This window comes from Micromonospora sp. NPDC005553 (assembly GCF_042871765.1).
Classification (GTDB): domain Bacteria; phylum Actinomycetota; class Actinomycetes; order Mycobacteriales; family Micromonosporaceae; genus Micromonospora.
Window position 1 is genome coordinate 1525570 of record NZ_JBIAJD010000001.1, and the last position, 13015, is coordinate 1538584.

The window sequence follows — 13015 nt, forward strand, 5'->3', positions numbered from 1 at the left end:
GCGCCTCGTCAGCTACCTATTGATCGAACAACGCCTTGATGCCATGGGTCTTGAGCAGTTCGGGCACGGGGTCCACGGAGCGCCGACGGCCGGGGCGCCAGATACGCCCCACATTGGTGGACGCGTTGGGCCCCGGCACGTCGTAGGGACCGCCTCGGGGGTTGACCGCCAGGCTGGCCCCCCACATCCCCTGGTCCACCCAGCCCATGCGCTCGATCTCATCCCAGGCGTACGAACGCCGCAAGCCTTTGCGATCGCGGACCAGCAGCCCCAGGTCGTCAGCGAACACCGCGTTTCGTAAGCGCTGGAAGGCGACAATGATCGACCCGACGCCAAACACCAGGGCGGGCCAGCTGAACAGGTCGAAGAGCACCCCGACAGCGATCATCACGAGCAGGATCACGCCCGGTATCGCAATGCCGGGCCAGACCCGCGACTGACCGAGGACCTGCAACTCGCCCACCGGCTTCACCGACTCCCCCATGGCCGATCACGATAGTGAATGGCCCACACACAGGCACCCTGCGCGAACGGCCCGCCGCCCGCAAGATCCGCGCACTTTCCCTGATGTTGCTGCCTTGGACCGCGCCGAGACAGCAGCATCAGGGAAGTTGCGCCGATCTTGCGACAGCGCGCGGGCAGCGCGCGGGCAGCGCGCTCGGGGCGGGGCGGGGGCCGAGGGCGGGCAGCGCGCTCGGGGGTCAGCGGCGGAGGGTGAGGATCAGGTCGGCTACCAGGGCCGTCCAGCCGGTCTGGTGCCAGGCGCCCAGGCCGGCCCCGTTGTCACCGTGGAAGTACTCGGGGAAGGCGATCAGGTTGCGCCAGTCCGGGTGGGTCTGGAACATCTGAGCGGCACCGTAGATCGGCCGTCGACCCCAGTCGTCCTGGGTGAAGAGCGAGATCAGCCGGGCGGAGAGGTCGTCGGCGATCTCGTCCAGGGTGTGCTTCACCCCGGAGCGGGTCGGGTACTCCACCTGGAGGTCGTCGCCGAAGAACGCCGCGTAGTCGCGCAACGCGCTGATCAGCAGGAAGTTCGTCGGCATCCAGATCGGACCGCGCCAGTTCGAGTTGCCCCCGAACAATCCGCTGGTCGACTCGGCCGGCTCGTAGCCGACGGAGAACTCCTGCCCGCCGAGGTTGACCGAGAACGGCTTGTCCAGGTGCGCGCGGGACAGCGTACGGAGGCCGAAGTCGGAGAGGAACTCCTCCGGGTCGAGCATCCGGGCGAGCAGGCGCACCACCTGCTCCGGGCCGACCATGGACAGCAGTCGCTGCTGCCGGCCGTCGGGGCCCAGCCGGCGGGTGCCGATCACCTGCGCGTACTCCGGGCGGTTGGTGAGGAACCAGCGCAGCCGGGCGCCCAGTTCCGGTAGGTGGTGCAGGGTCCGGGCGGTGAGCCGGGTGGTGGCGGCCAACGGCAGCAGCCCGACGACGGAGCGGACCTTCAGCGGCACCTTCGTGCCGTCGGCGAGGCGCAGCACGTCGTAGAAGAAGGCGTCCTCGTCGTCCCACAACCCCTGCTCGTACGCGGCGGCGGCGATGTACGCGAAGTGCTCGAAGAACTTGGTGGCGGTGTCCACCCAGGTCCGGTCGTGTTCGGCGAGCACGATCGCGATGTCCAGCAGGTTGAGCGCGTACATGCCCATCCAGCCGGTGCCGTCGGACTGCTCCAGCACCCCGGCGACCGGCAGCGCGGCCGAGCGGTCGAACGGCCCGACGTTGTCCAGCCCGAGGAAGCCGCCCTCGAAGACGTTGTTGCCGCCAGTGTCCTTGCGGTTGACCCACCAGGTGAAGTTGAGCAGCAGCTTGTGCATCACCCGGGCCAGGAACTCGTAGTCCCGGCCGCCGTCGATCTCGAACACCTTCAGCGCCGCCCACGCGTGCACCGGCGGGTTCACGTCACCGAACGCCCACTCGTACGCCGGGATCTGCCCGTTGGGGTGCAGGTACCACTCGCGGAGCAGGAGCAGGATCTGCTCCTTGGCGAAGCCCGGGTCGACCCGGGCGATGCTCACGCAGTGGAACGCCAGGTCCCAGGCCGCGTACCAGGGGTATTCCCACGGGTCGGGCATGGAGATGACGTCGAAGCTGGTCATGTGCCACCAGGCGCTGTTGCGCCCGTGCCGACGCCCGGCCGGCGGTGTCGAGCCCGGGTCGCCGTCGAGCCACCGTTTGACGTCGAAGTGGTAGAACTGCTTGCCCCACATCAGCCCGGCGATGGCCGTCCGGGCGACCAGCGCCTCGTCGGGTGTGGCGGCCGGCGGGATCACTCCGGCGAAGAACCGGTTCGCCTCGGCCCGCCGCGCCCACACCACGGCCTCGAAGCCGTCACTGAGGTCGGCCGGGGGCGGCGGCGCGGCGGCCGGCGGCGACGCGGTGCGGGTCAGCCGCAGCCGGATCTGGCGCTGCCCGCCGGCCGGCACGTCGAGCACGTAGTGCAGCGCCCCCTTGGTGCCCTCCCGGGCCGGGTTGACAGTGGCCGCGCCGTTGACGACGTGGTCGTTGATGCCGTCCTTCGGGTACGGGGAGCGGCCGGGCAGGCCCCAGAGTCGTTCGGCGTTGGTGTCGTTGTCGCACAGCAGCGGCACGGGGCCGCCGTCGCCCTCCAGGAGCAGTTGGCCGAACACCCGGTGTTCGCCGACGAGGCGGGTGCCCTGGCCGGTCAGCCGGGGGATCCGGTCGCCGCCGGGCAGACCCCAGGACCAGGTGTTACGGAACCACAGGGTGGGCAGGACGTGCAGGGTGGCCGCCTGGTCGCCCCGGTTGGCGACGGTCACCACCATGCAGAGATCGGTCGGGGACGCCTTGGCGTAGTCGACAGTCACCGCCCAGTACCTGTCGTCGTCGAAGATCCCGGTGTCGACCAGCTCGTACTCGGTGTCGTCGCGGCCGCGCAACGCGTTCATTGCGACGAGTTCGTCGTACGGGAAGGCGGCCTGCGGGTAGTGGTAGCGCCAGCGCATCCAGGAGTGGGTGGGCGTGGAGTCCTCGTACCACCAGTACTCCTTGGCGTCCTCGCCGTGGTTGCCGCTGTCGCCGCCGAGGCCGAACATCCGCTCCTTGAGGATCGGGTCCTTGCCGTTCCAGAGGGCCAGGGCGAACGCGAAGGTCTGTCGTTCGTCGCAGACGCCGGCCATCCCGTCTTCATTCCACCGGTAGGCTCTGGACCGCGCATGGTCATGCGGGAAGTAGTCCCAGGCCGTACCGTGCTCGCTGTAGTCCTCCCGTACCGTCCCCCACGCCCGCTCGGACAGATAGGGACCCCATGCACGCCAGTCCTGCTCCCCCGAGTCGGCCTGGGCGAGCCGGAGCCGCTCAGCGTCGGGTGGCGAGGCGTCGGAGGACGATCGGTCAGTGATCACGTGCACATCTTTGACGTCGCCGCGGTACTTGACCACAGCGGCCATTCTCGTCGTGGCGTGTTACACGTTGCCGCCGGTGGAGGAAACTTGATCGACATTCGGTTCGGCCCGCAGGTCTGCGGCGATCTGACCAGCGCGGCCAGCCGGGAGTGGCTGGTCCCCGACGGCCTCGGCGGCTACGCGATGGGCACCGTCGGCGGGCTGCGGACACGTCGCTACCACGGCCTGTTGGTGGTTCCCGGCGAAACGCCGGCGTCCCGTCAGGTGGGACTGGTGAGTCTTGATCCGGCGGTCACCCTGCCGTCCGGCGCGCGGGTCCGCCTCGGCGCGCACGAGTGGGCCTCCGGCGACGTGGACCCGCGCGGCTTCGAGCTGTTGGAGCGCTTCGACCTGGTCGACGGGCTACCCCGGTGGCGGTGGCGGATCGGCGCGGTGGTCATCGAACGGGAGCTGGCCATGCTGCCCGGCCGCTCCTGCGTCGCAGTGGTGCACCGACTGGTCGCCGGTGGTCCCGTGCGGCTGGAGCTGTCGGCCGCCTGCACCTGGCGGGACGCGCACGGCGAACGGCGGGCCGACGGCCCGGTCCCGCAGGTCGAGGCGGTGGCCGACGGCGCGGTGGTCGAGGGCGCGTACCGGCTCGCCGGCCCGGGCTGGACGCCCGAGGGGCAGTGGTGGCTGGGCGTGCACCACCGCGAGGAGGCCAACCGTGGTCTGAACGCGGACGAGGATCTCTGGTACGCGGGCCGCTTCACCGGCGAGCTGGAACGCCCCGGCGACACTGTGTCGGTGCGGGCCTGGGCCGGTCGGCTCGACGAGGAGCCGCCGCCGGCCACGGAGATCGTGGCGACGGCCCGGCGGCGCAACCGGCGGGTGGTGGCGACGGCGAAGCCGGCCGACGACGTGGACGCCACCCTGGCGCTGGCCGCCGACGCGTTCGTGGTGCGCACCGACCAGGCGGCGGTCGACGTGGTGGCCGGGTACCCGTGGTTCGGGGCGTGGTCGCGGGACACGATGATCTCGTACGAGGGGCTGTTCCTCTGCACGGGTCGCGCCGACGAGGGTCGGGAGCTGCTGCGGGCGTACGCGGCGACGCTGTCCGAGGGGATGCTCGCCAACACGGCCGACACCGGTCGGGTGGAGTACAACACCGTCGACGGCACGCTGTGGTTCCTGCACGCGGTGAGCCGGCACGTCACCGTCACCGGCGACACCGACCTCGGCGACGAGCTGCTGCCGGCGCTGCGCACGGTCATCGACGCGCACACCGCCGGCACCCGGTACGGGATCCGGGTCGACCCGGCCGACGGGCTGCTCACCCAGGGCGCCGCCGGCACCGCGCTGACCTGGATGGATGCCCGGGTGTATGGGGTGCCGGTCACCCCACGGACCGGTAAGCCGGTCGAGGTCAACGCGCTGTGGATCAACGGGTTGGCCGGGCTCGCGGAGCTGGCCGAGCTGGCCGGGCAGGACGCCGACGAGCTGTGGCGACTCCACCGGCAGGCCACCGCCTCGTTCCGGGAACGGTTCCCGGCCCCGACCGGCTGGCTGCACGACGTGCTGGACGCGCCCGCGCCGGCGTACCCGTTGGGTGGTGCCGCGGTGCACGACGACGACGCGTTGCGTCCCAACCAGCTGCTGGCCTGGTCGCTGCCGTACGCGCCGATGGAGCCGGACGAGGCGACGGTGCGGCGGGTCGGGGGCGGTCTGCTCACCCCGCTCGGGCCGCGCAGTCTGGCCCCGGATTCCGCGGAGTTCGTGGGCCGGCACCGGGGCGGCCCGGCCGAGCGGGACGGGGGCTACCACCAGGGCACGGTGTGGCCGTGGTTGCTCGGCCCGTACGTGGACGCGGCCCGCCGGGGGAAGATGTCCGTCGATGACGTTTTCGTCGGCATTGAGGCTCATTTGATGGAGTATGGGTTAGGCTCAGTTAGCGAGACGGCAGATGGCCTCGCGCCGCACACCGCTACCGGGTGCCCGTTCCAGGCATGGTCGGTGGCCGAACTGCTGCGGGTGCGACGAAAGAGCCAGTAGCGCTTTACACGACCGCAACGGTGGTGTCGCCGCTGGTTATCGCGATCCCGGCAGGATTGGCCTCGATCCAGACGCGACGGCGACATCAATTCGGTGTCGGTCGGCGCGCGCCCGGGGACAATTCAAAGGGGGCCGCATGTCACTCGATGCCCACGTGATCGACATCAACCCCGCCCGACAGCTGCGGGTGCTGATGCTCTCCTGGGAGTACCCGCCGGTGCTCGTCGGCGGCCTCGGCCGACACGTGCACGCCCTCTCCGTCGCCCTCGCCGCCGCCGGCCACGAAGTCACCGTCGTCACCCGCCACAGCGAAGGCGCACCCCTGGAGGAATACGCCGACGGCGTCCGCATCCTGCGCGCCCCCGAAGACCCCGTCACCTTCCCCCTCGCCACCGGCTCCCTCCTGGCCTGGACCATGGCCTTCAACCACACCCTCACCCGCACCGCCCTGCGCGCCACCCAGGCCGGCGCCTACGACGTCATCCACGCCCACGACTGGCTCGTCGCCCACACCGCCGTCACCCTCGCCGAGCACCTTGACCTCCCCCTGGTCACCACCATCCACGCCACCGAGGCGGGCCGGCACCAGGGCTGGCTGCCCGAGGAGATGAACCGCACCATCCACGGCGTCGAACACTGGCTCAGCACCTCCTCCATCCGGGTGATCACCTGCTCGGGTTACATGCGCGACCAGGTGACGGCGCTGTTCGACGTACCTGCCGGCCAGGTCGACGTGGTGCCCAACGGGGTCGACGACCGGGCCTGGCGGGCCCGCCCCCGAGCGGTCGCGTCGGCCCGGGCACGGTTCGCCGGGGACGGCCCGTTGGTCGGGTACGCCGGCCGGCTGGTCTACGAGAAGGGCGTCCAGCACCTGGTGCACGCCATACCCCGGCTGCGGGAACGACACCCGGGGCTGCGCGTGGTGATCGCCGGCGACGGCCCGTACCGCACCGAGCTGGAGGCGGAGGCCCGGCGACTGGCGCTCAGCTCGACCGTCCGGTTCACCGGGTTCCTCGACTCCACCCAGCTACCGGCGATGCTCGGCGCCACCGACGCGACGGTGGTCCCCAGCCTCTACGAGCCGTTCGGCATGGTGGCGCTGGAAGCGGCGGCCGCCGGAGCGCCCCTCGCCGTGGCCCGTACCGGCGGCCTCGCCGAGATCGTCGAACCCGGCGTGACCGGGGTGACGTTCCCGCACAGCGACCCGGACGCGCTCGCCGGCGCGGTCGGCCAACTGCTCGGCGACGAGGTCTTCGCCCGGCGGCTGGCTCGCCGGGCCCGCACGATGGTCGGCGAGCGGTACGGCTGGGCCACCATCGCGGCCCGCACCGCCGCCAGCTACGCCACCGCCCGCCGCGAACACGGCCCCGTGCAGGCCCGCCGCGCCGCCGCCCGACTGAGCGCCGGACGGACCCGCATCGCCATCCCGGAAGGGAACCTGCTCGCTGCCGCCGACCACGCCGCCTGCTGAGCCAAGTCGGACGACCGATAGGTGACTTCCGATCCGCTGGTTAGGGTGTAGCCCGGACAGCGGCTGAGGAGGAGCGTGCACAGGTGCTGATCGCTGGTCGGTACCGGCTGCTCGACCTGGTGGGACGCGGGGGCATGGGTCGGGTGTGGCGTGCCCGCGACGAGATGCTGCACCGCGAGGTGGCGGTCAAGGAGATCGTCCCACCGAGTTGGCTGACCGATCATGAACGGGACGAGGTGCGCTCCCGCACCATGCGGGAGGCGCGCGCCGCGGCCCGACTCAACCACCCCGCAGTGGTCCGGCTCTACGACGTCGTCGCGGTCGACGGCAGCCCGTGGATCATCATGGAGTACGTCCCGTCCCGCACCCTTCAGGACGTCGTCGACGCCGAGGGGCCGCTCGAGCCGGCCCGCGCAGCCCGGATCGGGCTGGCCGTGCTCGACGCGCTCCAGGCCGCGCACACCGCCGGAGTGCTGCACCGCGACATCAAACCGCAGAACGTGCTCGTGGCGCACGACGGGCGGGTGATGCTCACCGACTTCGGGCTGGCCACCTTCGACGGTGGCGACGGCGCGATGACCCGCCCCGGCATGGTCTTCGGCTCCCCGCAGTACGTGGCCCCCGAGCGGGCCGCCGAGGGCGTGTCCACGGTGGCCGCCGATCTGTGGTCGCTCGGGGCGACCCTGCACGCCGCCGTGGAGGGCCGGTCCCCGTACGCCCGCAGCACCGCGATGGCCACCCTGAGCGCGCTGGCCGCCGGCCCGCCCGACCCCGCCCCCCACGCCGGGGCGCTCGCGCCGCTGCTGGAAGGGTTGCTGCGCCGCGACCCGCGCGAGCGCCTCGACCACGGCGCGGCCCGTCGGTTGCTCACGACGGCCGCGACCGGCCGCGCCGACCTGCCGCCGGCGACCGACCGGCCCTCTGGTGACGGGCCGGTGCCAGGGCTGATCGCCCACCCCGCCGCCGTCGACGACGACCAGGACCCCACCATCCCGTTGCCCGATCCGTCCGACGAGCCGAACCCTGCCCCGACCGCAACCGGAGGGGCCTCCTCCCGGCCGGGCGCGGACCGGGGACCGGCCACCCGCCGGCTGGCACTGATCGGTGTGGCGCTGCTGGTGGCCGTCGCGGCCGGTGTCGGTACCGCGCTGACCTTCGCCGGCGACAAGCCCGGCGACACGGTCGCCTCGTCCTCCCCGCAGCCGCCGAACCGTCTACCCGACAACAGGCCGGACGGACCAGGCGGACCGGGCCCCGACCGGCCTGGGCCGCCGCCCAACGGACGGGACGTCGCCCCGCCGCCCTTCGCGTGTGTCCGCCCGCATGTCGCCGGCACGCCGGTGCTGGCCGGCGACCCGGCCCCCGGCGAACAGTTCCGGCCACCGCCGGGCTGGGTCTGGCACGCCGACACCACAGGCTTCCGGATCTCCGTGCCGGCCACCTGGTACTACTCCCGCGACGACGGGGTGGCCTGCTTCCAGGACCCGGCGACCGGCCGGGCCTTCAGCGTCGCACCCGGCAACAGCGCCGACCCGTTGGTCCGGCTCCGCGCGGCCCGGGACGCTGCCGCCGGGGCCGGGGCGTTGCCGGGGTACGACGAGATCCGGCTCGCCACCGGCGACGGCGGGGCGGAGTGGGAACTCCGGTGGCAGGCCCCCTACGGCGACCTGTGGCTGCACGCCCGGCAACAGGCTGTCGCCGCCGGCCGCTGGACGCTGGCCTGGATCACCCACGACGAGGACTGGGCCGGGGCCGCAGCCGACTGGAAGAACGTGCGAGAGAGTTTCCGACCACCCCGCTGACCTGCACCGTATGGCCATGATCGAGACCACCGTCCGTCGTGGATCGAGGCCGCTCAGTGGATGAATTAGCCGCCATTGGTGGCTATCGTGGATCCCGGGGTGACCGAGGGGGAGCGACCGTGCATCAGTTGCTGATCGCGGGTCGGTACCGGCTGCTCGACCTGGTCGGCACCGGCGGAATGGGCCGGGTGTGGCTTGCTCGCGACGAGATGTTGCATCGCGACGTAGCGGTGAAGGAGGTCGTGCCGCCGTCCTGGCTGGCCGAGACCGAACGCGAGGAGTTGCGGCTACGGACCCTGCGCGAGGCACGCACCGCCGCTCGCCTCAACCATCCCAACGTGGTCCGCCTCTACGACGTGGTGCACGACCGGGAGAGCCCCTGGATCGTGATGGAGTACGTGCCGTCGCGATCGGTGCAGCAGATCATCAGCGCCGAGGGGCCGCTGAGTCCGCAGCGCACCGCCCGGATCGGGCTGGCAGTGCTCGCCGCGTTGCGCGCCGCCCACGCCGCCGGGGTGCTGCACCGCGATGTGAAGCCGCACAACGTGCTGGTCGCCGACGACGGGCGGGTGGTGCTCACCGACTTCGGGCTGGCCACCTTCGACGGCGGCGAGGGTGTGATGACCGGTCCCGGCACCGTGCTCGGCTCGCCGCAGTTCGTCGCCCCCGAACGGGCCCGCGAAGGGGTGTCCGACGCGCGCACCGACCTGTGGTCGCTGGGCGCGACGCTCTACGCCACTGTCGAAGGGCAGTCACCGTACGCGCGGTCGAGCGCGATGGCGACGCTCAGCGCGCTGGCCACCGAACCACCGGACCCGATGCGTCGGGCCGGCCCGTTGCGTCCCGTCCTCACCGGCCTGTTGCAGCGCGACCCCTGGCGGCGGTTGACCGCCGCCGAGGCGGAGCCGCTGCTGCGCACCGCCGAGGCGAGCCACGACGAGCCCGCCGGGTCGGTCCGATCCTCGGCGGTCGCGGCAATTCGCAGCGCTGGCCGTGCCGTCGCGCCCCACCCGGTCGAACCGGCGACCCCGTCGGGCGAGCCGGCCACGCCGACCCCGAGCCCGCGCCCGCGAGACCGACCGGGCCGGCGAGGGCGCCTGATCGCCCTGGGCGCGGTGGCTGCCGCTGTGCTCGTCGCGGGAGGTGTCACGCTCGCGCTGGTCAACCGGCACGACGACCAGACCCCTCCGTCCGGCTCGGGCGGCGGCGCGTCGACCTCCCGGCCGGCCGCGTTCGCCTGCACGTCTCCCCCGCCACCGTCGGCGACCCCGGTCGTGGCGGTGTCACCGCCACCCGGCGTGAAGTACGGGCTACGCGAGGGCTGGACCTGGTACGACGACCCGAGCGGGTTCCGGATCGCCGCGCCGGTGGGGTGGGCGCGCTGGACCGAGGGCTCGGTGACCTGCTTCCGGAGATCCGGCGGGACCCGGGTGCTCAGCGTCGAGGCGGGGCCGGCCCGTCCCGATCCGGTGGCGCACTGGGAGGCCGAGGAGGATCGGTTGACCGCCAACGCCGCGCTGCCGGACTATCGCAAGGTGGACATCTCCGCGATGGACATCTTCGAGGGCGGCGCGGTGTGGGAGTGCGGCTGGCAGAACGCCCTCGGCGTTCCGGTGCACAGCTTCCGCTTGCTGGCCAACACCTCGGCCGACCGCTCCTACACCGTCTCGTGGTTGACAGAAGAGTTCGACTGGCAGGTCAACGCGGCATACTTGCCGATGATCCGGCAGAGCTTCACCCCCACCCTGTAACCCGGTCCGATGTGGACCTTCCGGGTGATGCCCCTGCGACGCCGACGCTTACTACAGTGGCGTAGTTTTGGGCGCTCAAGATCCCTGGGGAGGGTGAGCCGAGATGATGGGACCGCAACACGCGCTGTCCGGCGCGGCGGTGTGGCTGGCTGGCTCCTGGGCACTGGAGCAGTTCGCCGACTACCACCAGTCGCCGCTCGCGTTGGCGGTGGGCACCGCGGTGTGCGCCGGCGGCGCGCTCTTTCCCGACCTCGACATGTCGGGCAAGGTGACCAAGAACCAGGGTGGGGCCACCGTGGCCCGTACCTTCGGAGTCTTCTCGCTCTTCGCCGCCGAGGTGATGGAGAAGATCTCTCTCGGGGTCTACTACGCCACGAAGCTCAGCAAGGACCCACGCCGCAACAACGGGCACCGGACGCTCACCCACACGCTGCCGTTCACCGTGCTGGTCGGCTGGGGCACCACCGCCCTCTGCGCCGCGTACGGCAAGTGGGCTGTCATCACCATCCTGTTCTTCATGTTCGGCCTGGCGCTGCGCGGGCTGTTCGACGAGTGGGCCGAACGGGCCGGCTGGGTGATCATCACTCTCGCGTCGGCCGGGGCCGCCTGGTTCACCTTCGCCAACCTGCCGGGCGGACGCGGCTATCCACTGATCGGCACCGCGCTCGGCGTGGGCTGCTTCGTGCACATCCTCGGCGACATGATCACCAGAGCCGGCGTGCCGATCCTCTGGCCGATCCCCATCAAGCGGCGCATGTGGATGATGATCGGCCTGCCGAACAGCATCGCCCTGCGCGTCGGCAGCAAGGCCGAAGTGGTCGGAATGCGCATCGCACTGACCGTCGTCTCCGCGCTCGCCACCGTCGGCCTGATCGCGCCCTCGGTGCTGAGCCGATTCGACATCGACATATGACCGATCCGGTGCCTGCGCCGGTGCCTGCGCCGGTGCCGGTGCCGCCCGGCACAGCCGGTGACCATCTGCCGGTCCCACCCGACGCGGACGACCGCGTACCGGAGTTCTGCCGCGCCCTGGGGCTGCCCGGCCTCGCCGACGTGCACGTGCACTTCCTGCCACCACGCCTGCTGCGTCGGGTGTGGGCCTACTTCGACGCCGCCGGGCCTCTGGTCGGCACCGAATGGCCAATCCTCTACCGCTGGAGCGACGCCGAACGGGTCGCGCACCTGCGCCGGCTCGGGGTGCGGGCGTTCAGCGCCCTGGCGTACGCACACCGACCGGGCATGGCGGCGGAACTCAACCGCTGGACGCTGGACTTCGCCCGCGACACCCCCGGGTGCCTGGCCTCGGCCACGTTCTACCCCGAGCCGGACGCCCCCGGGTACGTCGAGGCAGCCCTCGCCGAAGGCGCCCAGGTGTTCAAGCTGCACCTACAGGTCGGCGGCTTCGCGCCGACCGATCCGGCGCTGGACCCGGTGTGGGGGATGCTGTCCGACGCGGATGTGCCGGTGGTGGTGCACGCCGGGCACGCACCGGTGGGGACCTCCCACACCGGCCCGGAACCATTCGCCGCCCTCCTCGCCCGCCACCCTCGACTGCCCGCCGTGGTGGCACACATGGGAGCCCCGGACTACCAGGCCTTCCTGGACCTCGCCGAGACGTACGAGCGGGTCCGACTGGACACCACAATGGTGTTCACGCCCTACTTCGACCAGTTCGTTCCCTACCCCGCCGAGGCGTTGCCCCGGTTACGCGAGTTGGGGCTGGCCGGCAAGGTGCTGCTGGGTAGCGACTTCCCGAACATCCCGTACCCGTACGCCGACCAGGTGACCGGGCTCGCCCAACTGGACCTGGGCGACGACTGGCTACGCGCGGTCTGCTGGAACAGCGCCGCCACCCTCTTCAACCTGCCCTGACCCTCGCCCGCCGCGCCCCACAGGCCCGCGTGCCGCGCCTTCGCCTTCGCCTTCGCCTTCGCCTTCGCCCCAAAGCGTCGTCGCGCGCCCTCTCCCCGCGCCTGCACCGGGCCGCGCCCCCGCGCCCCTCGCCCTACCGGGCCGCGCCGGGCCCCGCTCCGCACACCCCACCGGGCCAGGCCCCGTGCCTTCGCCGCACCCCGCACCCCGCACCCCGCACCCCGCACCCCGCACCCCGCACCCCGCACCCCGCACCCAAGATCGTGCTCGATCCTGGATGTAGTGGCTTCCACGACTGGTTGAGGGAACTACATCCTGGATCGAGCACGATCTTGCCGCCGCACGACCCGCCCGCCCCCTTGACCCGCGACCAAGATCCGCGCAACTTCCCGGAAGTTGCTGCCTCTGGCGGATGGGAGGCAGCAACATTCCCCATGTTGCGCGGATCTTGGCCGCGACCGTCCTGTGCGACTGACCGACCGGGGGCGGCACGGCGCGGACCGACCGGGGGCGGCACGGCGCGGACCGACCGGGGGCGGCACGGCGCGGACCGACCGGGAGCGGGGCCACGCGGACCGACCGGGAGCAGCGCGGCGCGGACCGGGACCGGCGCGGCGCGGACCGGGAGCAGCGCGGCGCGGACCGGGAGCAGCGCGGCGCGGACCGGGAGCAGCGCGGCGCGGACCGGGAGCAGCGCGGCGCGGACCGGGAGCAGCGCGGCGCGGA

General features: G+C 72.2%; 8 protein-coding genes. 6 read left to right on the forward strand and 2 right to left on the reverse strand.

The window, feature by feature from the left end; translation table 11 throughout:
- Positions 1-16: 16 nt before the first annotated feature.
- Both ACFYPG_RS06815 and ACFYPG_RS06820 read right to left on the reverse strand, forming a co-directional pair.
- The gene (locus tag ACFYPG_RS06815) at positions 17-484 is read right to left on the reverse strand and encodes a hypothetical protein (protein ID WP_387350759.1); all 468 of its coding nucleotides are present in this window, start codon (positions 482-484) and stop codon (positions 17-19) included.
- 217 nt (positions 485-701) lie between these two features.
- Positions 702-3407 (reverse strand): glucosidase, encoded by a 2706-nt coding sequence (locus ACFYPG_RS06820; RefSeq protein WP_387350761.1) that lies wholly within the window; start codon positions 3405-3407, stop codon positions 702-704.
- A 42-nt stretch (positions 3408-3449) separates the two neighbouring features.
- Here ACFYPG_RS06820 and ACFYPG_RS06825 point away from each other — a divergent pair, with 42 nt between their 5' ends.
- The 6 genes from ACFYPG_RS06825 (at position 3450) to ACFYPG_RS06850 (ending at position 12289) form a co-directional block, all read left to right on the forward strand.
- Entirely contained in the window at positions 3450-5393 is a 1944-nt protein-coding gene (locus ACFYPG_RS06825; RefSeq protein ID WP_387350763.1) for an amylo-alpha-1,6-glucosidase, read from the forward strand.
- A 136-nt stretch (positions 5394-5529) separates the two neighbouring features.
- A complete protein-coding gene (locus tag ACFYPG_RS06830) occupies positions 5530-6864 on the forward strand; it encodes a glycosyltransferase family 4 protein (RefSeq protein WP_387350765.1) in 1335 nt (444 codons plus the stop codon).
- Positions 6865-6947: 83 nt separating this feature from the next.
- The gene (locus tag ACFYPG_RS06835) at positions 6948-8666 is read left to right on the forward strand and encodes a protein kinase (protein WP_387350767.1); all 1719 of its coding nucleotides are present in this window, start codon (positions 6948-6950) and stop codon (positions 8664-8666) included.
- A gap of 119 nt (positions 8667-8785) precedes the next feature.
- Positions 8786-10417 (forward strand): serine/threonine-protein kinase, encoded by a 1632-nt coding sequence (locus ACFYPG_RS06840; RefSeq protein WP_387350769.1) that lies wholly within the window; start codon positions 8786-8788, stop codon positions 10415-10417.
- A gap of 103 nt (positions 10418-10520) precedes the next feature.
- The gene (locus tag ACFYPG_RS06845) at positions 10521-11330 is read left to right on the forward strand and encodes a metal-dependent hydrolase (protein WP_238672615.1); all 810 of its coding nucleotides are present in this window, start codon (positions 10521-10523) and stop codon (positions 11328-11330) included.
- 65 nt (positions 11331-11395) lie between these two features.
- Positions 11396-12289, forward strand: a complete 894-nt coding sequence (locus ACFYPG_RS06850) for an amidohydrolase family protein (protein WP_387350914.1) — start codon at positions 11396-11398, stop codon at positions 12287-12289.
- Positions 12290-13015 lie beyond the last annotated feature (726 nt).

Coding starts and splice junctions, on each gene's coding strand:
- ACFYPG_RS06815 (WP_387350759.1), bottom strand. CDS start 484: ATGGGGGAGTCGGTGAAGCCGGTGGGCGAGTTGCAGGTCCTCGGTCAG.
- ACFYPG_RS06820 (WP_387350761.1), bottom strand. CDS start 3,407: ATGGCCGCTGTGGTCAAGTACCGCGGCGACGTCAAAGATGTGCACGTG.
- ACFYPG_RS06830 (WP_387350765.1), top strand. CDS start 5,530: ATGTCACTCGATGCCCACGTGATCGACATCAACCCCGCCCGACAGCTG.
- ACFYPG_RS06845 (WP_238672615.1), top strand. CDS start 10,521: ATGATGGGACCGCAACACGCGCTGTCCGGCGCGGCGGTGTGGCTGGCT.